Below are 21,997 nucleotides of genomic sequence, written 5' to 3' on the forward strand. Positions count from 1 at the left end.
TATCATACAATTCAGCATTTCAAAGCCAAACACCGACAGTTGGACGAACGGGAAGTGCAATTGCGGCAAAGGACGAAATAGGATTCAACCATCAGCAAAACACTCTGTCTGAATCGACAGAGTGTTTTTTGTGCTCGTGCTGAGGTGACTACATACCATTAAACGTTAAGCCTGTGATTCTGCGAGTTTAGCTTGATTTGCTAGCGAGGAACGCTCACTCCGAGGCTTATCAAAATTGCCGTAGCGCTCTTGTACAAGCAGGAAAGCGACACTACCAAGCAGACAGGGAATCGCGAAGAACATAAATGCTTTTTGCGGAGCGATATTGGTCGCCAGCAGTAAGCCAATCAGTACGGGAGCCAGAATCGCACCAATTCGTCCAACTCCTACGCTCACTCCAACTCCTGTAGCACGGATTTCGCGCGGATAAAATTCGGAAATGTATGGATTGATCAAGTTTTGCGTTCCGACCGTACAAGCACCGCCCAACGCAATTAGTATATATAACAGAGCAGTATTGGATGTCAGACTCAAGCAAACGAAGCAAATGGAACCAAGTAAGAAGTAGGTCACCAGTACGGTACGATGCCCTACTTTTTCTACCAGATAGCCACCTAGCAGTGAACCGCCAATCTGTCCAACTGCGAGTACAAGCACGAAGGAAAGGCTTGAGGTGATGCCATAGCCGGAGCCTTGCATGATTTTCGGCAGCCATGTGTTAAGTCCGTAGATCATCAGCAGACAGCTGAATACCGCTACCCAGAAAGCAAATGTGCTTAATGCCCGGTTATGGATAAACAGCTTTTTGACTGGTGCACCTTCAGCGCGCTTCTGTACAGCTTCATATTCAAAATCGTCCTGTGCTGTATAATTACCCTGCGGGTGAATTTGATTCAAAATGCCTGCCACGGCTGCGCCCTGCTTGCGCACAATATGATAGGACAATGATTCCGGGAACTGCTTCCAGAAGAAAGGAAGTGTGAACAGCGGAATGATTCCAAGCCAGTACAGAAAGCGCCAGCCCAGATGCTCCATTAGATACATGCCGACCAGTGAAGCAGCAATACTACCGATCGAATATCCGCAATACATAATCGCTACAGTTAGCGCCCGATTTTTCTTCGGTGAATATTCGGTCATGAGTGAGATAACGGCAGGCATCAAGCCGCCCATACCAATCCCTGCGATAAAGCGCATGACTGTAAACACCTGTGCATTGGGAGCAAGCCCTGCAAGTAGGGAGAAGACGCTGAATAGTAACATACAGATCGCGAGAACTTTTTTGCGACCGATCACATCGGACAATGCGCTCAATACAAATGCGCCTATCATCATCCCGACTAGTGTATAACTACCGATAGCACCTGCTGCTACGGGCGTCAAACCGTAATCCTGCATCATTAACGGCAAGCCAATGCCGTAAGTAGCAATATCGAATCCGTCAAATCCTATCGCAAAAAAGCACCATACAAAGACGAGCAAATGAAATCGATGAAATCGGCTATCTGCGATCACCTGATGAGGTAGTACGTTGCGCATAATAAATCCCCTTTTTGTCTCTATTGTATAGGCGTAATCATATCATGCGCAGAATGAGTGACGGTAACTGTTAATCCTGATAGTTGGCTATAGCATGAGACTATGCCTATGTTTCCGATCTGGCGATATGCTCTGATGTGATGATGTACTCAAATATGATGATATCACCTTGAACGTTTTGGACTATACGGGATTTTGGCATAAAGGTATCTGAATCATCTGAGCAATACAGGCGGCATGATATAATGAAAGGATAAACGGATGTATAGGGTGACAATAACTGTGCACGTTATCTCATTTCATCTATCCATGTACTACAACTATGGATCGGTATACCCATGATCGCTTGGTCATGTACCGATCTACCATTTACTAATTTATAATCAGGATAATCCTATCCAAGTCTACGAACGAGGTCATGTCAATGAATATTACAATCAATAATGAAACTGTCCACTGTCATGTGGAATACTCCAAACGCAAAAAAGTAGCTATTCAGCTTGATCCGAATGGGTTGCTTACTGTCAAAGCACCGAATGGCACATCAGAGGAGGAGATTATTCGTCTCGTTGAGCGTAATGCCAAGCCTATTTTGGATTATCTGCACAAGCTGGCAGACCGTCAGCCGTTACCAGAAACGAGAACCTATGCCGAAGCCGAGGATACCTTTATGTATCTAGGTAAGGAGCAACCGTTGCAGTCGCTAATCTCGCTGGAGGATGCAGACGAAGAGGAGCTGCGCATTCGCCTGAAAAAGTTTTATTTTACGAGCTGCAAAAAGATTATTCTGGAACGAATGCAGCCATACATGAAGCAGCTCAAAGTGAAACCCAAAAGTGTAGATATCGTGGAATCGACCACTCGCTGGGGAAGCTGTAGTTATGATAAAAAGCTGACCTTCAACTATCGACTGGCGATGGCGCCTATTGAGGTAATTGATTATGTGATTGTGCATGAGCTGTGTCATCTGCTGCATATGAATCATGATCGTTCCTTTTGGCGCAAGGTGGGCGGATTGATGCCGGATTATAAGGATAAGGAAGAATATTTGGCACGGTATGGGCGCTATATGAGTCTTTGATTGGAGCGAAGTCAGGATATTAGCTTCACTAGCAGGACAAGGGGCTTTTGGAGAGCATCGTATAGTTTCGATGTGTATCAATATATCGTCTCTACATTGCCATCTATCTGTTCAAGAGCGGACTTCTGTGACAATGAGAAGATGGACGGGTAATTATGATAGGTTGCCTAATACAGGATTCATCATTCATTGTCACCGATGCTGTATATGCAGTATGTAGTAGGTACACGCAGCATCTACACGCCATCGGTGTATAAACAGGAGGGAACAGGTATGAAAAAGGTCATGAATCGTGCGGAAGATATGGTATTGGAAATGGCAAAGGGCATGGTGCTCTCGCATCCTGAATTGGAGCTTATCCCCAAATATAAAATCATCAAGAAAAAGCAGACCAATCCTAATAAGGTAGCGCTGATCAGTGGCGGTGGTAGCGGGCACGAGCCAGCGCACGCGGGCTATATCGGTGAAGGCATGCTGGACGCAGCGGTATGTGGCGATATATTTGCTTCTCCATCGCAAATTCAAGTGTATCAAGCTATCAAAGCAACTGCCGGTGAAAAAGGTGCTCTGCTGATTATCAAAAACTATAGCGGCGATATGATGAACTTCAAAAATGCTGCCCATCTCGCAGAGGAAGACGGTATTCAGGTCGATTACGTCAAGGTGGACGACGATATTGCTGTTGAGGACAGTCTGTACACAGTCGGTCGCCGCGGCGTAGCAGGAACGGTGCTTGTACATAAAATCGCTGGTGCTGCTGCCGAGGAGGGACGTGATCTGCAAGCAGTCAAGGCTGTAGCGGAAAAAGCAGCTGCTCATGTGCGCAGCATCGGTTTTGCATTGACCTCATGTACGGTGCCTGCCAAAGGTTCACCGACCTTTGAACTGGGCGAGCAGGAAATGGAATACGGTGTCGGCATTCATGGTGAACCGGGTATTGAACGTATCCCTACTGCGAGCGCACAGGAACTCGCAAAACGGATGGTTAACGATCTGCTACGTGATATGAAGCTGGAATCAGGCGCTGAGATTGCCTTGCTAATTAACGGTTTCGGAGCGACTCCGTTGCAGGAGCTATATTTGTTTAACCATGATGTTATTCGCGAACTGGCGGAGCGTGGGATTATCATCCATCGTACGTTTGTTGGCAATTATATGACCAGTATTGATATGGCAGGCTTGTCCGTTACCTTTATGAAGCTGGACGATGAATTGAAGACACTATTATCTCGTCCAAGCGATACGCCAGGCTTTAAGGTAGCTGGTCCGGTTGCATCAGTGAGTTACAGTGAAGCTGCGGAGGAGCTGGCAGAGGATCGTCCTGTATCCTATAAAGTAGAGACAGAGATCACAGCTGCTGAGGTCAAACGCGATCAACTGACGTTAGATAATCTGATCTATCTGGTGGATCATATGAGCGAGATTATTATCGACAATGAAGTACCGTTCTGCGATCTGGATTCGCATGCGGGCGATGGCGATTTTGGTATGAGTGTAGCCAAGGGCTTCCGGCAGTTGAAGCGTGAGTGGAAAGATATTCTGACAGAAGATGATTTGACAATCGGTAGCTTTTTGCATCATGTATCGCTGGTTATTATGGAATCATGCGGTGGAGCATCCGGTCCGATCTGGGGCTCGGCATTCCGTGCAGCGGGTCGTGCAGCTGGCAAGCATACCGTGGTCAATGTCAGCCAGTTTGCCGAGATGCTGCAAGCGGCGGTAGAAGGAATTCAGTCTACCGGTGAACGATCCTTCGGTCGCGGTGCGGTCGTCGGCGACAAAACGCTGATTGATGCGCTTGTTCCATGCGCAGATAATTGGACCCAAAGTGCACAGAATGGCGATGACATGCGTACCGCTTTCCAAAAAGGAGCCGAAGCAGCGGTACGCGGTGCGGAAAGCACCAAAGACATCGTAGCTCGAATGGGTCGTGCGGGAGCAGTTGGCGAACGCAGTCTGGGTTACCCGGATGCTGGTGCACACGCACTGGGTGTTATCTTTACCGCGTTGTCAGAAGGATTACGTTAAGTGTAGGAAGGAAAGCGTGATCAATTTCCTCGTTCTGGGACATTATCCAGACTGATGCAGCAAAAGCAGATAAAATCGCGTTTTTCGCCGATTTTTGTTGTCAAAACCTTTGGAATTCCTTACGATGATGGTAACGGAAACTTATACTGGAATGAAGAAACATCATAGACTATGTGGATCGGAAAGTAGTATAGGCTTTATTTCTGAACATCTCGGATTGAAAGGACCATGCCAATGAACGCTTTGTTCATGGATTTTTTGACTATTCAGCTGCCTACCTACTTTTTTCTTTATATGGCGATTACTCTGCTGTATCGCAATCGTAAAAGCATGATTAACCGCATCGCTGCGCTGTTGATGATGGCGCTGCTGTTGTACTTTTTGTTTGAATATTTGAAGACCTCGTTGCTGCCGGAATATCAGATGCAGCTGGTGCTGTACGGAAGCTCGCCTGCACTGCTGCTATTTGTTTCTACATTGGTGCATCTGAGTATACTGATGGGCGATCAGATCACCCGTCCTTTGCGTAAATGGTTGCCCATAGTATACGCATCACCGTATACGTTGTGGTTGTACTTTTTGCTGTTTTGGGATCATCAAAAGCTGTACAACGTGCATGTGACTGATGGGCGTAGCCCGCTCCATCCAACCTATTTGCTGGTGTCGATTGCGTTTATTATCGGTTACATCTTCCTATCGGTACTGCTGCTGGCGTATAGCTGGCTGCGTTCGAGAGAACAACGTCGTAAAAGAATTTATCGTTCGCTGCTGCTGAACGATTTTCAGCTGTTTGGTACATTTGCGTTGATTACTGTTTTGCTGCAAAGCGGTGTCATTATTACGCGTGTTTCGATGATCTTTTATTTTATCGGTTATCTGGTCTGGGCGATGCGGCTGCGTCATCTGATTGGCAAGTATAATATTATGCCGGATTATCGGAAGCTGTTTCAAATTTTGTTCGAGTCGGCGCCTAATGCGATTTTGCTACTGGATCTGAAGGGCAATGTCAAAGAAATGAATCCGCGCGCCCAGCAATGGTTTTCAGACATACCGATGGAACAAATCTCCACGCAGTTTGAATTGGAGAATGGGCAACATTTACAGCAAATGCTGTCTTCGCAGACCGATCAGCGACCAAATGGTCAGCATCTGGAAATGCGTATACAAAATCAGGGACAGACTCATCTGGATATGATTGGTGGCATCGACCTGATCACCGGAGCGAATGAAGATTTATTTGTGCTACATCTGACCGATGTAACATCACTCAAGGAAACCGAGCGGCGACTGATTCAATCGGAGCAAAATTATAAGCATAGTGCTCAGCATGATGTATTGACCGGATTATATAATCGGGCGGCAGTTGAAGAGCAATTGCAGCTGAAAATGGATCATCAGGAACGCTTCGCACTGGTTATGGTTGACCTGAATCATTTTAAACCGATTAACGATACGTATGGACATGTGGTCGGTGATCAGTATTTACAATATGTTGCTCAACTGCTACGTACTCTGGCGCAAAAGCCGGGTGATCTAATCGGTCGCATTGGTGGCGATGAATTTGTGTTGCTACTAGCTTACCCAGAACATGTTGATATTTCGCAGATGGTGCACACCCGACTATCCTTACTGGATAACAAAATCTTCTCTCAGGATGATATAGAAATTCCAGTTTCCTTTGCTGCCGGACTGAGCATCTACCCACAGGATGCGGCTGATATAATCGGCTTGCTGCGATATGCAGATCAGCAGATGTACAATCGCAAACGACAAAATCGCTTCGATCCTATATTGCAAGTCAATGAGTGATCCTAGCCTTTCATAATATATACAGACAAAATATACAAACAAATGCCAACTCTCATCATTCAGATGAAGGTTGGCATTTTTGCCTTGAAACAGCAATGGGTAACATACGAAGCTTACAACATATACATAGTCGATTTGTCCATTTTCATAGTAAATTGCTATAACAATCTCTACTGTATACGTATCGTCAATAAACGACAAAAACATTAAAAATAGGTATTAAAATCCATTTATTCGATACAGATAACAATCACTTTTCGATACATATGTACAAATTTTAATAATAAGATTGACACATGACACCGTGTCACATATAATTCTTTATGTAACTTTTGACAACAAATTGTGCCTGCCTACATCTGATGGAATGCCCTGCTTGCAGGAGCCAGTCCTGATCGTCATCATCAACCGGAGGTTGCGGGAGGCAGTGGAGTGAATGTATGCCTACAAAAACCTTTTTTAATTTGCCGGAGGAAAAGCGGCAAAATTTGATGAATGCGGCGATGCGTGAGTTTTCTAGAGCTTCGCTGGCGGATGCGTCGATTGCAAATATCATAAAGGATGCTTGCATTCCGCGCGGCAGTTTTTATCAGTACTTTGAAGACAAGGCGGATTTGTTTTTTTACATTTTGGAGGAGCACAGCGCCAGTAACCGTGATCTGATGATGTCATTAGCGGTTAAGCATCAAGGCGATCTGTTCGCCTCATCGGCGGAGTTTTTCCAATCCACGCTGCATCGGTTTATACACAATGAGCACCGCGATTTTGCAAGGAACATTTTCCTCAATATGAACTACAAGATTGAGTACAAGCTAATTTTGGATGTGAAAAATCCCACCACTCGTCAGCGAATTAGTGAATTTTACCGCAGTTATATGGGATTGATCGATACGAGCGGGCTCAATATTCGTAGTGAACAGGAATTGTTTCATCTTATCAAAATCTTGCGCGCGATCATTATCCAGAATTTTATCCAGTTTTTTGCTGGGGAAGCGGAGGAACAAGAAGTGATCCGCAACTTCACACTGGAGCTGGAGCTGCTGCAACGAGGTTTGTACACCCCTGTGGACAATTAACAATGTAAGGAGCGAAGATTTCGCACACCGGCATGAGATCCGGGGCATTCAACTGCCATGTGTGTGCACACAGTTCCTTGCTTTTTTTGTGCGCGGTATTGTCTTGAAATCAAGAAATTAGTATTACAGTATGTATTGTTTTTACCAAATTATAATAACTGCAGAGGTGGAGTACGTTGAAAAGAAAGATTATTTTGTCGATCCTGATTGTGCTGCTGGTCGTCAGTGGCGGCACCATCGGTTATTACTACTGGTACCAGAGCGCCCATTATGTGAAAAGCGACGATGCTCGCATTACGGCTGACCAGTACAAAGTGATGCCACAAATCACCGCAGAAATTGACCATATTGATGTGGAAGAAGGCGATGTGCTGACACGCAACGAGCCGATTGCCGAACAAAATGTATCGGGTCTCGATTCTAGCGTTATCAGCAAATCCGTTCTGCGCGCGCCAATCAATGGCACAGTGATCAAAGTATATTCCAAAGAACATGAAATTGCTTCTCCAAGCTCGGCGGTAGCGGTTATGGCGGACATGAACAATTTGTACGTATCGACCAATATCGAAGAAACGGATATTAACCGCATCAAACCGGGCGAACTGGTAGACGTGACGCTCGATGCTGGCGGCGATCAAGTTATTCAAGGGAAAGTACGCAAAGTCGGTGAAGCATCTAACTCCGTATTTGCTGTTATTGCTGCAACCAACACCAGTGGTAACTTTAACAAAGTCACCCAGCGTATTCCGGTTGAAGTTGCCCTGAATGTACCAAAAGGCATGACACTGATTCCGGGTACGAACGTGGAAGTGAAAATCCACACATCTTAATGAAAGGAGGGGTCGATGGTGGCTTCCGAAATTAATGCCGCTGCTCCTCCGGTCGATTCGCCGCGTGAGAAATGGTTCGCCTTTTTCGCGATTGTGCTGGGCGCCTTTGTGGCGATCCTTAATAACAGTTTGATCAACGTGGCGATTCCTCAGTTGACTACCGATCTGGGTTCAACCACATCGCGTATTCAATGGGTAATCACCGGTTATACACTGGCCTCCGGTATCATTGTTCCGATTACAGGCTTTATGGAACAACGTATCGGTTACAAAAAGTTTCTGATTGCGGCGTTGAGCTTGTTTACGCTCGGTACCGTATTTTGTATTTTTGCTTGGAGCGATAGCTCGCTGATTGCAGCTCGTATCGTCGCAGGTCTTGGCGGCGGTGTGATTATGCCGCTCAGTATGACGATTGTATATAAAATCATCCCGCGCGAACAAATCGGTATGGCGCTGGGGATCTGGGGGATTGCTGCCATGGCAGCACCTGCGATTGGTCCAACGCTCAGCGGTTATTTGATTGAATGGTTTGATTGGCGCTTCCTATTTATCGTCTGTGTACCTGTTGCACTGTTTGCGATTCTGATGGTCGTCCTGCTAATCAAGGAACCGCCCAAAGGAGAAAGAGTCAAATTCGACTCGCTCGGCTTTATATTGGCGGCTACCTGTGCAGGTACACTGCTGTATGCACTATCCAGTGGTTCGACCGATGGCTGGGGCTCATTCAAGATTGTCGGTTTATTCTTCATCGCCTTCTGGGCGCTTGTATTCCTAATCTTCGTGGAAAGTGGACAGGAGAATCCGGTTATCGATATCTCGCTGTTCAAAAATTATAAATTTGCAATTAGTGTAGTTACGTCAAGTTTCGTTATGATGGGGCTGTACGGTGGTACATTCCTATCGCCGCTGTTCCTGCAAAATATTCAAGCCGTATCGCCGGTACACACAGGTATTATCTTGTTGCCACAAGCGATTGCGATGGCGGTTATGATGCCATTTGCAGGTAAGCTGTTTGATAAAATCGGCATCGTGCCGATCGGTCTGGTCGGTCTGACATTGACCAGTGTGATGACATATCATCTGCATACGCTCACTCCGCAGACGCCGCATTTGTGGCTGCAAATTGTGCTGATGTTCCGCGGTATGGGTATCGGGATTTGTATGATGCCGCTCTCAACTGTCGGTATGAACGCCGTGCCAAGGGAGAAAGTCGGTAAAGCATCGACCGCGTCGAATCTGGTGCGAACGATTGCAGGTTCGATGGCAATCGCCATTCTGACCTTCCTCATGCAGAACCGGACAGCGCTGCACAGTCAGCAGATTTCCGAATCGATTACACCAGACGCAGCACAAACATTCCAATCTATGCTTGGTAGTTCATGGACATCGACCGTATCTGGTCTGATTACATTGGACGCGTACTCACGCGGGATTGCTGATACGTTCCTTGTATCGTCCATTCCGCTGTTCTGCTCGATTCCGTTCGTCTTCCTGTTCATCAGTAGACGCAAACATAAACAACTGCAGGAAACGAAGGTCTAAATACTGCCTGAATCCTCCTGCGATCTTCATTACAGAAAGAAAGGGACCATGCAATGAAAATGAAAAAATGGGAAGTTACCGCCGGTGCCTTGCTGCTCAGCACCGTGATGCTCGCTGGTTGTTCCACAGCGAACAATGATGCAGCTCAGGAAATGAGTGTTAATGTTAAGGTTGCCAGCGCTCAAAAAGGTCTAATCGGTCAAGGCGATATTTATACCGGTACGGTTACGCCATCCGAAACAGTCAATATTATGCCAAAAATCTCCGGTAAAGTATCTTCGGTATCGGTGGATGTAGGTAGTGAAGTGAAAAAAGGGCAGGTCTTATTGAAGCTCGAAGATAACGATCTGCGCAACGATCTGTCGATCGCCAAATCGAATGTGGATGCAGCCGCAGCGGGTGTGAACAGCGCTCGCGATTCCCGTGAATCTGGGCTCGTATCTGCCAATTCTGGCGTAGTTAGCTCGAAGAACGGTATCATTTCATCCAAAAGTTCTATCACGCAAGCCAAAGGCAATATCAACTCTGCGCAAGGAGCAGTAAATCAAGCGCAAACAGCAGCGAAGCAAGCACAAACAGCAGTATCCAGCGCTGACAACTCGATCAAACAAGCGAAAGAAGCACTGGACAGCGCACAGAAAACACTGACTCGTACCCAATCGCTGTTTGACAATTCCTTAGCGACACAAGCTGATCTGGAAAAAGCACAAGCTGCACAAGTTAGCGCCCAAACAGCATACGATAATGCTGTTAACGCGAAAGCCAATGCTCAAGATCAACTGGCAGGTACACAAAAATCGCTGGAAACAGCGCAAAAAGCACTGTCAACTGCACAGGAAGCCTACAGCAATGCGACAAGCAGCTATGAAAATGCAAACTCCGGTTATAGCAACGCCCAGCGTCAGGCAGAAGTTGCACAGAGCACCGCAGGTGTGGAAGCTAGTCAGCAAAAACTGAATCAAGCGCAATTGAATGTACAGATTGCTCAGGATACATTGGGAGATACCATCGTTAAATCTCCTATTAACGGCATCATTACTACCAAAAATGCCGAGGTCGGCGAGATGGCTGGTCCTTCTGCAGCTTCACTCGTGATTGCTGATCTGAGTACAGTGAATATGCTGATCTATGTACCTGCGAATGAAATCAATCAGGTCAAAGCCGGTGATCAAGTACAGGTGCGTGTCACTTCATCCGATATCGTAACTAGCGGTAAAGTGAAAAACATCAATCCGATGGATGCGAGCGGTAACGGATATCCAGTACAAATTACAGTTTCCAATACCGATGGTAAACTGAAATCCGGTATGCTAGCAGACATCAGCTTTGTAGGCAAAGATGCCAAACAAGGTCTGATCGTACCAAGCAAAGCCGTACAAACCGATGGCGACAAGCATTATGTATACGTCGTTACGAACGGTCATGCTGTCCGCAAGGAAGTAAAAGTAGGAACAGCATCCGGTTCGCAAGTATTGATTACCAGTGGATTGAAAGGCGGCGAGAAGGTCGCTGAGAACAATCTGGCACTACTTGGTGACAATACGCCGGTAACAACTTCGCAATATTGATTCACCATATAAAATGACAGTCGATCTAAAATGATAGTCGATGTCTAACCAGCTTTCGCAACCATAGCGAAAGCTGGTTTTTTTATCATTTAATATGGATTCATATGTTGCTAACATAACCATTTACCATTATCATCAGTGTCAAAACAGCAGATAACGAGCCATTGTCAAAAAGAGTTTGATTTTCATTCAGGATTACTTTACATTCATGGCGTATGATCAATAAGATATAACCTAGCAGCTGAGAAAATGTCCCATTTTTTGTAAAATTATTATCTAGTTAAGGAATTAAGGGAAAATACCGATATAATGAGAAAGAAAGCGACCATGTAAGCGAGGAGAGTACAGGATGTTGTTTTCCGTTACACGTCAAGCCAAAAGATACAAATTGTCCACCGTCATGTGTGGATTAGCGTTTTGTACCTTTTTCTTCATTTTGGCTGCCTGTTTGGCCATTGGCTATGTTAGTCAAAAGCAGTCGGTTGAACAACAGACGCTGCAGCTGAATGAGATTCATGCTAAGGAACTAAGTCGGATTACGCAAAGCTTGATTTACTCTATGCAATCGTCACTTGCCGTAACAAGCCGATACATAATGTCACAACCAAACAACGACACTTCGGCCATGCAACAACAACTGGATTATTTTCGCAAATCAAATGGTTATTTTAATGCAGTGCTGATTATGAATGAGCAGGGGGATGCTCAGTATTCATCTCCGAAAGGTTTGTACAATCGGCAAACACCGCCGATCAATGAACAGACAGAGAAAGCACTGTTAAAACGCAAGGCTTACATTTCCATGCCGTACAGCGATCAAAATGGTCGACTCGTCATTATGATGGGGCATCCCATGTACACCCAAGATGGGCGCTACCAAGGAATGTTAGCTGGCGTGTTGTATCTGGAAGAAAGTAATCGTCTCAATGAACTGCTGGATGAAGGCAGCAAAAAAGAAGACGGATCGTATTTCTACGTCGTCGATAACAAAGCAAATATCATCTACCACCCGATGAAATCTCGCATCGGGAAAAGGGCAATCGGTAATACCATTATGAAGGAGTTACAGGATGGTCGAAGCGGTCACCAGCGTACCGCGAATATAAGTCATGTAGAAGTACTCGCTGGATATGCTACGGTGCCTGGTATTCGCTGGGGCATTGTATTTCAGACACCGTCACAAAACACAGCTATCTTTTCTGCACAGTTGGTAGAGAATATGTTGTTTTATCTTGTACCTATTATTATATTGCTGCTGATGATTATCTATCATCTGGCAGTACAGTTATCGCATCCGCTCAATTCACTTGCCGATTATGCGCGTAGTATTGGTACCGAAGAGGGAAATGGCATTCCACCCTTGCACGCGGGTTGGAATTATGAAGCGCACGAGCTGCATCAAGCGATTATGGTACTCGAGCAGCAAACCCGGGAAAAAGAGCGTAGGCTTCAAAAGGAAGCTCATTATGATGCGCTGACCGGAGTATTAAATCGTCGAGCACTGGTGTCCATTATGCAAAATTGGATTGGGAACCGGTATCGTTTTGCCGTTATGATGTTGGATATTGATCATTTCAAGTCCATCAACGATACGTATGGTCATTCCATGGGGGATGATATGTTAAAAGGGATGGCAGATGTTATTGCGGAACAGATTCATGCTGAAGATCTATGCTTCCGGTATGGTGGAGAGGAATTTGTGGTTTTACTGTATGAAACGGATGAAGAACAAGGGAAAGCGGTGGGTGAACGTATTCGTGAAGCAGCAGAGCAGTGTCCAACACCGTTCAATCGTGCGATTACCGTCTCACTTGGTATGACGGTGTATACAGGCGGAGATGAAAACTTGGAGGAATTGCTGGAACAAGCTGATCAGGCATTATATGACGCAAAAAACACCGGCAGAAACAAAATGGTCGTCTACGAAAATGAGACAGCCATTTCAGCCGGTGATTAATGAACGAGCAATGTTTTTGCGCGTTTGATGGTCCAATATGGAAAAGTAAAGGAGCCTTGCTCCGTACGAATAATAAAGAAATTAGGATTATCATGTGCTTCGCAGGTGCCAATGTAGGTTTCACCGCTGATCAGATGCACATGCATCGGTGTCTGGTTGTAAATGGCTTCTTGAATGGCTGGATTCACTTTAACATTCTCCTTACACATTGAAGTCGATCGCCTATAAGGCAATATTAGCAAAAAGTGCGACAAAATTCTACATTTTTCATCATCAACAAACATTATTACCCTGTTTATTACCCGTTCATGGGGATAATAAACAGGGTTTACTAAATTTTAACTATTTATTTTTACATATAATTAACAGAGTCTGAGATTTCCGCTAATTCCCGTATAGAGTGAGCATCATGGTTAATTAGCTAATTGTATTAAATAAATAATGATGTAATACATATTACCACTTTTACATGAAGTGGTAATAAAGTCATATACAGCATTCGTGTTCTACTTAGCAGTTCAATGGAAAATAAAAAAAGGTATTGAAAATACATAGATGTCTATATATAATGAATGTATGCCTAAATATTACGCAACCTCTATGATTAGCAAAATCCGCGATGAACTGAATCGAATGATTATATCTGAATTGGAGCAGCATGGTGTGGAGGGCATTGTACCTTCCCATGGCGATATTCTCGTTTTTCTATATCAGAAAAATGGATTGTCGGTCAAAGAGCTGGCGCAAAAGATTCATCGCAAACAGCCAACTGTCACTGTACTGGTAGACAAGCTTGCTCGACTGGGTTATGTGGAGCGGGTCAAGAGTGAGGAGGATAGCCGCATTACGTTGATTCATCTAACGGATCAAGGGCGTGAATTGGAGCCATTGTTTCATCAGATTTCTCATACTGTGAATGCAGCGGTGTACGATGGGTTCACAGAACAACAGCAAGAACAACTGGAACAGATGCTACAAGTAATCTTGAATCGGGTTTCGGAGCAATAAGCAGTCACAGCTTATTGCAATCGAAATTTTTTTGCGGTAATACATAGATGTCTATGTTTATATCAATCTATCGTCTATGTTCATGTAATAACTGGGCTTTCCATCGTATATTGTATGATCGGGTACATTAGAACCTATAGTGATCCATCCATACCTATACGATTCTGATTGCTCTGCCATGCAGTTATTGTAATCATAAATAGATCTGGAGGAATTTACTATGAAACATTTGATCGTTTACGCGCATTCCAATGCACAAAGTCTGAACCATTCCATTCTTCAAACGACGGTACATGCGCTTGAGCAACAAGGTCATGAAGTAACGGTACGTGATCTGTATGCACTTGGCTTCCAGCCGGTATTTACGCCGGAAGATAGCGCTGCGATGCGTGCAGGACAAACACCAATCGATATTCAAACGGAGCAAGATTATATTCGTGATGCAGATGTGATTACTTTTATTTATCCTGTATGGTGGACTGGCTTGCCAGCGATTCTGAAGGGCTATGTGGATCGTGTATTTGCTTATGGTTTTGCCTATGCTTCCGACGAGAACGGTATCGTACAAATGTTAACAGGCAAACAAGGTCTGATCATTCATACTCACGGTACGCCCAAAGAAGTATATGAGCGTATTGGTATGACAGATGGAATGAAAATGACATCCGATACGGGGATCTTTGGCTTTGTAGGTATCGAATCAGTGGGTCATCTGTCTTTTGGCAGTATTGGGTATCTGGATGAAGCAGGTTATCAGGATATTTTGAATGAAGTGAATTCTAAAGTGACAGCATGGTTCCCGCGCGTATAATGTACGGCTGATGTATAAGATACGTAGTGGACAGCTAGGAATGAGAGACGCAGGACGTTTCGAGACAAGCGGGCATGTAGATCAGAACATTGCTGCATGTAGTATCTATGCTATGTTTGGATGCCTATGCTGATCCTATCGTAAAGATGCACTAGGTTAAGCTGTATTATGAAAGTCTGTGTTTTCCGAATGGAGAACGCAGACTTTTTTTGATGATATGACAACGAATATAAGGCTATATAGTGAAAGGATCGGTTCATAATAGCAAACTTGAGACAAGCGGTTTGCGAATAGATGAGCATACGGTATACTCAAACGGTGTACAGCCTGCCTTCAATAATCTGTTATTACATCATGATGAGCAGGCAACATTGCGCATGTATTGATCTTAATCTTAAAGGAGCGGCATATGAACACTTCTGTTATACATACATTACCATCTCATCGCGATTATATTTTGCTTAGTTTGCCGCTGATTGTATCGACGATCACCACTCCGCTGCTTGGATTGGTGGATACAGCAGTGGTCGGGCATTTATTTGATCCGGCTTATCTAGGTGGAACGGCGATTGGAACTCTTATTTTTAATACGATGTATTGGCTGTTTGGCTTTTTACGGGTTAGTACATCTGGCTTTGCTGCACAGGCTCGCGGCAAGAACGATGTGCTGGAGGGTGTGGCAGATCTGATTCGTCCGCTAATGATTGCTTTGGGAATCGGCTTGATCTTTATAGCGTTGCAGGTACCGATTGTACGTTCATCGTTATGGTTAATGCAACCGACTGATGAAGTGGCACACTGGGCATCGGTGTATTTCCATATTCGCATTTGGGGTGCACCGCTGACGCTGCTTAATTATGTGCTGATCGGTTGGTTAATGGGCATGGCGCATATTCGGCAAACGCTCATTACGCAGATTTCGATGAATGTAGTGAATATGCTACTCGCGATCTGGTTTGTACAAGGATTACACTGGGGCGTAGCCGGTGTGGCAGCAGCAACCTTGTTTGCCGAGGCGCTGGCGTTGCTCCTTGGATTATGGTTTGTATGGCGCTCACCGTATATGGAGTTAGTCGGTCTGAAATGGAAAGGCTTGTTTAGCTGGAATCGTCTGCGTCCGATGTTTCGCGCTAACAGTGATCTGCTAGTACGCACGATCTGTTTGCTAACGATGTTTAATATGTTTACAGCGCAAAGTACGTCATTTGGACCAGAGCTACTGGCAGCCAATTCGATCCTGCTGCAAATTCATTATGTGATGGCGTATTTCTTCGATGGGCTTGCCAACGCAAGTTCGATTTATGCTGGACGAGCAAAAGGAGCGCAAAGCCTGCCGTTATTGCAGCGTAGTTTGCGATTATCTTGGGTGTGGACAAGTGTGGTAGCATTGCTGCTAACGCTAATCTATGCACTCGGACGAGAAGCGTTTATTGGTTTGTTCACGGATAATCAGGCGGTATCAGGGCTGGCAATGCAGTATCAGGGCTGGCTGTTATTGTTTCCCCTTAGTACGGGATTTGGGCTTGTATTTTACGGTGTGTTTACCGGAATGACGCTGACGGCGCCGATTCGTAATTCGATGCTGCTGTCCATTGTGTTATTTATCGGTAGTTGTCTGGTGCTAATTCCGTTATATGGTAATCATGGACTGTGGATTTGCTTTATTTTGTTCGGATTGGGGCGTTCGTTATTTTTGTTGCTGTATGTGCCTGGATTGGAAAAGCGGGCGCACTTGCAGGTAGAATAAAGGAACAGCCAAACTATAGCAAAAGTCTTACTTTAGGGTAATAAATAAGGACGATCTTCCCATTTTGCTGCTGTGACTACATAGAAGCAGAATGGGTGTGTTATTATGGGAACATATGATCCTGTTCAATGAGGGGGATGTACATGGCAATGGAGATGATCAAGCCGCCTGCAGAGGTATTATATGCACGCGAGCTACAAGCATTACAGCAGGAGGATACAGGCAAGCGTCCGCCTAACTGGCTATTATCACCGGCATACATACGAGATTTTATTATTGGTCGTCAGCGTCCGGCAGAGCTGGATGGAGAGATGATCGAGATTACACGCAAATTTTATGGAAATGATATTTTGATTGAACGCGCAATTGTCACGCTTGCTGGTAACCGAGGATTAATGCTAGTGGGTGAGCCAGGCACAGCTAAGACGATGCTGAGTGAGCTACTATCAGCAGCGATCTGTGGTAGCAGCACGAATACAATTCAAGGAACAGCCGGTACGACGGAAGATATGATCAAATATTCGTGGAATTATGCGATGTTGCTAGATAAAGGACCGTCTGAGCAGGCATTGGTTCCTTCTCCGCTGTATCACGGGATGAAGCATGGCGTGCTGACTCGTTTTGAAGAGATAACCCGTTGCCCATCCGAGGCGCAGGACAGTCTGATCAGTATTTTGAGTGATAAAGTGCTGAATATTCCAGAGCTGGACGGGGGTGTCCTCTTTGCCAAGCCGGGCTTTAATGTGATCGGTACAGCGAATATTCGTGATAAAGGGGTAAACGAGATGAGCAGCGCCTTGAAGCGCCGCTTTAACTTTGAAACGATTCGTCCGATTTCAAATGTGAAAATGGAAGCTCAGATTATTGAAAACCAGGCACATAATCTGCTACTGCATAGTGGTATCGACATTCCGATAGATCGCGATGTAGTGGAACTGCTAGCAACGACTTTTATGGAGCTGCGCACAGGCAAGACGCGTGAAGGCTACAAAATCGACATGCCACAGTCCGTGATGAGCACGGCAGAAGCGGTATCAGTCTATGTACAGAGTGCGATGACTTCGTATTATTATGAGAATGGCGCCGTTTCGATGGATCGTTTAGTGCAGAATATGCTCGGTACTGCTGCTAAGGAGGATGAAAAGGATCTGGGTGCGCTAAAAACCTATTTCTCCCGGGTAGTAAAAGAACGAGCGCGAGATAGTGCATTATGGTCAGCTTATTATGAAGCGAAGCAATGGATTCGTTGATCAAAGAGAGGTGAGCGCAGATGGGCGACAGAATGCAGAGGAGCAGTACGAATGTCTCTATAAATTTGGACGATACGGCAACGAGTCATGATCAAAGTATGAAGCAAAGACCTGCTGACGATCTAGACAGCAACATGGATGCAGACACGCAGCGATTGACTGATGTGAATCAGGATGATTTGAAGCATATCTTTGCAGAGCATGTCTTCGGTATGCAAAATTCAGTATTGTATGTTTCAATTCGGCATCATAGCCCAGGCTGCTCCTACCATCTGTTGCAAACCATCGCCCGCTATCAGCCGGAGATTATATTGATTGAAGGACCAGAAGCTGGCGATGCGCTCATTCCGGTGCTGGCTGACCCTGATACGGTCACGCCAGTCAGCTTGTATTATACGTATGAGCAGGGAGAGGAGCGCGCTGCTTTTTATTTTCCATTATTAGACTACTCGCCAGAGTATGTAGCGATTGGCGAGGCGGCGCGGCTTGGTATTCCGGCGAAATTTATTGATCGTAATTATCGCCGCCGTCCAACTGCACAGACCGACTCTGATGGAGAAGCCTCTGTTTCGTATCAGGATGAACATTTACTGACAGGCTCTACCTTTATTCAGACCTTATGCCGCAAGCTGAATTGTCGCAGCTTTGACGAGCTGTGGGATCGTTGGTTTGAGAGCGGAGCGGCGAATATAGATACCTTTCAATATATGCAGGATGTGTTTGTATACTGCACCTTATCTCGTCTTTGCTATTCAACCTCTCAATTGGAGCAGGATGAAACGCTATCTCGTGAACGTCGTATGCTGCATCATATTCAGACTGCACAAGCGCAATACAACAAAGTTCTGGTACTAACCGGCGGATTTCATACATATGGATTAATACAACACAATATTGCAGATAACGCGACTGTATCTGCTTCGCCGGACCCTATCGTACCATCTATCGATACGGAAAGTAGAAGCAAAAAAAATCGTGTGCCAGAGATGCGCGAACAGATATACCCGATGGTATATACCTTTCAGGAAGCAGACAGGCTGAATGGATATGCAAGCGGTATGCCGTATGTAGCGTATTATGATCAGCTATGGAAGCACATGAAAAACAATACGACACATCCTGCGGCACAGAGCGCTATTTTGACGCTATCACGATTAGCGAAAGCATTGCGCAGGGAACAGGAAGCGGTCTCAACAAGTGATGCGATTGAAGCATACAGTTTATTTCAGGGATTAGCTATGCTGCGCGGACGACAGGAAGGCGGAGTATATGAGCTGCTGGACAGTGTGACTTCATGTTTTATCAAAGGCGAGCGCACCTTAGTATCAGACCGTCCGCTAGAGCAGCTAGAGATTCTATTAACCGGTGATCGGATTGGTGAAGTCGCGAAGAATCCATTTGCGGTGCCGATTGTAGAGGATTTTAAGCGTCAGGCGGCAGCATGTACATTACAGCTTGGCACGACAGGACAACATAAAAAGGTACTGGATCTGTATACGCGCCCACAGCATCGGCGAATTAGTCGTTTGCTGCATATCATGGAATTTCTAGGAACGGGGCTGGCGATACGCCAATCAGGACCGGATTGGATTACTTACAAAAACATCAATCTGATGCGCGAAACATGGACCTATTCGTATTCGTCCTACACAGAAGCGCGTTTGATTGAAAATTCCATTCACGGTGGAACACTGGCAATTGCAGCTACAAGACGTGCTGAGCAAGAAGTAGATGCGTTATCGAAGCATGACAGTGGAGCAACAGCAGAATGGCTGCTGCGTGCACTATTGATGGGATTGGAGGACACTGCCACCAAGCTGGTGGAGCAGACCCGTCAGGCGCTACGGCAGGATGGTAGCTTTTTATCCTTGTGCCGAGCGCTAAGTATGCTTGAGCGTATTCATGAGCATCGTCGATTGTTAGGACTGCGGGAACAGGATCAGGTGCTGCCAGAGCTGTTGCAGGAAGCGTATCATCAGGCGGTATCGGCTATCGATACACTTCAACAGGTGCATTCTGATGATCATAGCAAAGTAGTACAGGCGCTCAAGCAATTGTATATGCTGTCGCAAATCGAAACGGCTACGTTTCCGGCTGAACCGCTACATGATCGCTTGTCTGAGCTGATGGATCAGACTACACTAGCTCCGGCGCTCGAAGGTGTTAGTGTCGCAATTCTATCGCGCAGTGGATATTTGCCAGAGCATGAGATTACTGAACGGGCGCGTGCTTATATGCAAGGAACGCCAGAGCAGGTGAAGCATACCGCCGCTTATTTGCAAGGTGTATTTGCTGCTGCGAGGGATGCGTTCCTATATGAGCCTGCGTTGCTATCATCGTTAAATCAGCTGTTGTCCCAATTGCCACATGATGATTTTGTACAGATGATTCCAGAGCTGCGATTGGCATTTACCTTCTTCACCCCTGCGGAAATGCAGATCATTGCTGGTAACGTTGCGAATTTGTATACCGTATCTACAGCAGAGTTGGAGCGACCGGGACTGGATGAAGCAATTTTGCAGCGCACCTCTGCATTGGATCAGGCGATACGGCAAGAAATGGAGCGATGGCGATTATGAGCGATCACGATCAACGCAATAGGGAAACGGAACATGCCAAATTACAACGTCAAACCTTGAATCGCTGGCGCTTACTATTGGGCGAAGCAGCGGAGGAGCCGCTAAGTGAATCGGGGCAATACGATGCCCAGCAATTTGATTACCGAGAGATGGATGAAGTGCTTGGATATTTGTATGACCGCGAATATGGTGAGGAGCAGGGGTATCGAGAGCGTACAGGCGGACGTGGATCGTCCCAGCTGACCGTTCCCGGCTGGCTGGATCATATGCGACGTCTATTTCCCAAAGATACCGCTGAGATTCTGGAAAAGCAGGCATTGGATCGTTACGGGCTGAGCGAATTGTTATTTGATAAAAACGTATTGGAATCGCTGGAACCGAATATGACTTTGCTCAAACATATTATGCAATTCAAGGGTCGTATGAAGGGCGAAGTGCTGCATAGCGCCAGAGAAATTGTGCGTCGTGTAGTAGAGCAACTGCGCAAGCAGCTAGAGCAGGATATTCGCAGCAGTATTATCGGCAAACGCAGTCGGTATCAGAGCAGCAATGTACGCTCGCTTCGCAATCTGAATATCAAGAAAACGATTGAACGTAATCTGAAGAACTATGATCGTCGTCAGCGGCGGTTTATCGTGGATCGACTGTACTTTGATGGTAATATTCGTTCGCATAACCGTTGGAATATTGTCATCGCCGTCGATGAGAGTGGTAGTATGCTGGATTCCGTTATTTATAGTGCAGTCATGGCGAGTATCTTTTCCCAATTGGATACGCTTCGTACGAATCTGCTAATCTTCGATACGCAGGTCGTCGATCTGAGCGGTCAATTGGAAGATCCGGTCGATCTGCTGATGAGTGTACAGCTAGGTGGCGGGACACATATTGCCAAAGCGCTTCGCTATGGTGAAACGCTCATACAAGATCCTGCCCGCACAATCTTTATTCTAGTGAGTGATCTAGAGGAAGGATATCCGATGCAGCATATGTATGCCGCCTGTCACGATATTATGGAAGCTGGTAGTCGATTGATTGTATTGCCAGCATTGAATTTTGAAGGAACGGCAGTGTATAACCGTCATGCGGCGCGTCGTTTGACAGATATGGGCGCACAGGTTGCCGCTATAACGCCGAATCGTTTAGCAGAGTGGATTGGTCAAATTATTCATTAA

16 protein-coding genes are annotated in these 21,997 nt (G+C 45.6%); 14 read left to right on the top strand and 2 right to left on the bottom strand.

All coding sequences use genetic code 11. The annotated features are described in order from the left end of the window. Window positions 1–165: 165 nt before the first annotated feature. Window positions 166–1,539: an MFS transporter gene (locus ABXR35_RS06045; protein ID WP_367056860.1), complete on the bottom strand. Its 1,374-nt coding sequence runs from the start codon at window positions 1,537–1,539 to the stop codon at window positions 166–168. A gap of 424 nt (window positions 1,540–1,963) precedes the next feature. Here ABXR35_RS06045 and ABXR35_RS06050 point away from each other — a divergent pair, with 424 nt between their 5' ends. The 8 genes from ABXR35_RS06050 (at window position 1,964) to ABXR35_RS06085 (ending at window position 13,430) form a co-directional block, all read left to right on the top strand. Then, window positions 1,964–2,620, top strand: coding sequence for a M48 family metallopeptidase (locus tag ABXR35_RS06050; protein WP_367056863.1), 657 nt, complete (start codon window positions 1,964–1,966; stop codon window positions 2,618–2,620). Between the two features lie 273 nt (window positions 2,621–2,893). Then, complete coding sequence (gene dhaK, locus ABXR35_RS06055; RefSeq protein ID WP_367056866.1) at window positions 2,894–4,648, top strand: dihydroxyacetone kinase subunit DhaK; 1,755 nt, start codon at window positions 2,894–2,896, stop codon at window positions 4,646–4,648. 234 nt (window positions 4,649–4,882) lie between these two features. Continuing rightward, a complete protein-coding gene (locus tag ABXR35_RS06060) occupies window positions 4,883–6,457 on the top strand; it encodes a sensor domain-containing diguanylate cyclase (RefSeq protein WP_367056869.1) in 1,575 nt (524 codons plus the stop codon). 440 nt (window positions 6,458–6,897) lie between these two features. After that, window positions 6,898–7,533 carry a TetR/AcrR family transcriptional regulator gene (locus ABXR35_RS06065; RefSeq protein WP_367056872.1) on the top strand — a complete coding sequence of 212 codons (636 nt, stop codon included), beginning with the start codon at window positions 6,898–6,900 and terminating at the stop codon, window positions 7,531–7,533. 176 nt (window positions 7,534–7,709) lie between these two features. Continuing rightward, on the top strand, window positions 7,710–8,363 hold the full coding sequence (locus tag ABXR35_RS06070) for an HlyD family secretion protein (protein WP_367056875.1): 654 nt from the start codon (window positions 7,710–7,712) through the stop codon (window positions 8,361–8,363). A 15-nt stretch (window positions 8,364–8,378) separates the two neighbouring features. Then, window positions 8,379–9,905 (top strand): DHA2 family efflux MFS transporter permease subunit, encoded by a 1,527-nt coding sequence (locus ABXR35_RS06075; protein WP_367056878.1) that lies wholly within the window; start codon window positions 8,379–8,381, stop codon window positions 9,903–9,905. 53 nt (window positions 9,906–9,958) lie between these two features. Beyond that, a complete protein-coding gene (locus ABXR35_RS06080) occupies window positions 9,959–11,473 on the top strand; it encodes an efflux RND transporter periplasmic adaptor subunit (protein ID WP_367056881.1) in 1,515 nt (504 codons plus the stop codon). A gap of 349 nt (window positions 11,474–11,822) precedes the next feature. Further along, a complete protein-coding gene (locus tag ABXR35_RS06085) occupies window positions 11,823–13,430 on the top strand; it encodes a sensor domain-containing diguanylate cyclase (RefSeq protein ID WP_367056884.1) in 1,608 nt (535 codons plus the stop codon). On the opposite strand, the gene ABXR35_RS06090 is transcribed toward ABXR35_RS06085, so the two are convergent. Then, a complete protein-coding gene (locus tag ABXR35_RS06090) occupies window positions 13,427–13,618 on the bottom strand; it encodes a hypothetical protein (protein WP_367056887.1) in 192 nt (63 codons plus the stop codon). The two genes, ABXR35_RS06085 and ABXR35_RS06090, sit on opposite strands and share 4 nt — an antisense overlap. Window positions 13,619–14,006: 388 nt before the next feature. On the opposite strand from ABXR35_RS06090, the gene ABXR35_RS06095 reads away from it, so the two are divergent. The 6 genes from ABXR35_RS06095 (at window position 14,007) to ABXR35_RS06120 (ending at window position 21,997) form a co-directional block, all read left to right on the top strand. After that, entirely contained in the window at window positions 14,007–14,438 is a 432-nt protein-coding gene (locus ABXR35_RS06095) for a MarR family winged helix-turn-helix transcriptional regulator (RefSeq protein ID WP_367056890.1), read from the top strand. Between the two features lie 220 nt (window positions 14,439–14,658). Beyond that, window positions 14,659–15,249 carry an NAD(P)H-dependent oxidoreductase gene (locus tag ABXR35_RS06100; protein ID WP_367056893.1) on the top strand — a complete coding sequence of 197 codons (591 nt, stop codon included), beginning with the start codon at window positions 14,659–14,661 and terminating at the stop codon, window positions 15,247–15,249. Between the two features lie 409 nt (window positions 15,250–15,658). Continuing rightward, window positions 15,659–16,996 (top strand): MATE family efflux transporter, encoded by a 1,338-nt coding sequence (locus ABXR35_RS06105; protein WP_367056896.1) that lies wholly within the window; start codon window positions 15,659–15,661, stop codon window positions 16,994–16,996. A gap of 149 nt (window positions 16,997–17,145) precedes the next feature. Then, on the top strand, window positions 17,146–18,246 hold the full coding sequence (locus tag ABXR35_RS06110; RefSeq protein WP_367061214.1) for an ATP-binding protein: 1,101 nt from the start codon (window positions 17,146–17,148) through the stop codon (window positions 18,244–18,246). A 98-nt stretch (window positions 18,247–18,344) separates the two neighbouring features. Beyond that, window positions 18,345–20,825: a DUF5682 family protein gene (locus tag ABXR35_RS06115; protein WP_367056899.1), complete on the top strand. Its 2,481-nt coding sequence runs from the start codon at window positions 18,345–18,347 to the stop codon at window positions 20,823–20,825. Beyond that, window positions 20,822–21,997: a VWA domain-containing protein gene (locus tag ABXR35_RS06120; protein ID WP_367056902.1), complete on the top strand. Its 1,176-nt coding sequence runs from the start codon at window positions 20,822–20,824 to the stop codon at window positions 21,995–21,997. Before ABXR35_RS06115 ends, ABXR35_RS06120 begins: the two co-directional genes overlap by 4 nt.

The organism is Paenibacillus sp. JQZ6Y-1 (assembly GCF_040719145.1).
Taxonomy (GTDB): domain Bacteria; phylum Bacillota; class Bacilli; order Paenibacillales; family Paenibacillaceae; genus Saccharibacillus; species Saccharibacillus kandeliae.

Excerpts from the sequence above, each read along its gene's own strand:
- ABXR35_RS06045 (WP_367056860.1), bottom strand. The coding sequence starts at position 1,539 with ATGCGCAACGTACTACCTCATCAGGTGATCGCAGATAGCCGATTTCAT.
- ABXR35_RS06050 (WP_367056863.1), top strand. The coding sequence starts at position 1,964 with ATGAATATTACAATCAATAATGAAACTGTCCACTGTCATGTGGAATAC.
- dhaK (WP_367056866.1), top strand. The coding sequence starts at position 2,894 with ATGAAAAAGGTCATGAATCGTGCGGAAGATATGGTATTGGAAATGGCA.
- ABXR35_RS06060 (WP_367056869.1), top strand. The coding sequence starts at position 4,883 with ATGAACGCTTTGTTCATGGATTTTTTGACTATTCAGCTGCCTACCTAC.
- ABXR35_RS06065 (WP_367056872.1), top strand. The coding sequence starts at position 6,898 with ATGCCTACAAAAACCTTTTTTAATTTGCCGGAGGAAAAGCGGCAAAAT.
- ABXR35_RS06075 (WP_367056878.1), top strand. The coding sequence starts at position 8,379 with ATGGTGGCTTCCGAAATTAATGCCGCTGCTCCTCCGGTCGATTCGCCG.
- ABXR35_RS06080 (WP_367056881.1), top strand. The coding sequence starts at position 9,959 with ATGAAAATGAAAAAATGGGAAGTTACCGCCGGTGCCTTGCTGCTCAGC.
- ABXR35_RS06085 (WP_367056884.1), top strand. The coding sequence starts at position 11,823 with ATGTTGTTTTCCGTTACACGTCAAGCCAAAAGATACAAATTGTCCACC.
- ABXR35_RS06095 (WP_367056890.1), top strand. The coding sequence starts at position 14,007 with ATGCCTAAATATTACGCAACCTCTATGATTAGCAAAATCCGCGATGAA.
- ABXR35_RS06100 (WP_367056893.1), top strand. The coding sequence starts at position 14,659 with ATGAAACATTTGATCGTTTACGCGCATTCCAATGCACAAAGTCTGAAC.
- ABXR35_RS06105 (WP_367056896.1), top strand. The coding sequence starts at position 15,659 with ATGAACACTTCTGTTATACATACATTACCATCTCATCGCGATTATATT.
- ABXR35_RS06110 (WP_367061214.1), top strand. The coding sequence starts at position 17,146 with ATGGAGATGATCAAGCCGCCTGCAGAGGTATTATATGCACGCGAGCTA.
- ABXR35_RS06115 (WP_367056899.1), top strand. The coding sequence starts at position 18,345 with ATGAAGCAAAGACCTGCTGACGATCTAGACAGCAACATGGATGCAGAC.
- ABXR35_RS06120 (WP_367056902.1), top strand. The coding sequence starts at position 20,822 with ATGAGCGATCACGATCAACGCAATAGGGAAACGGAACATGCCAAATTA.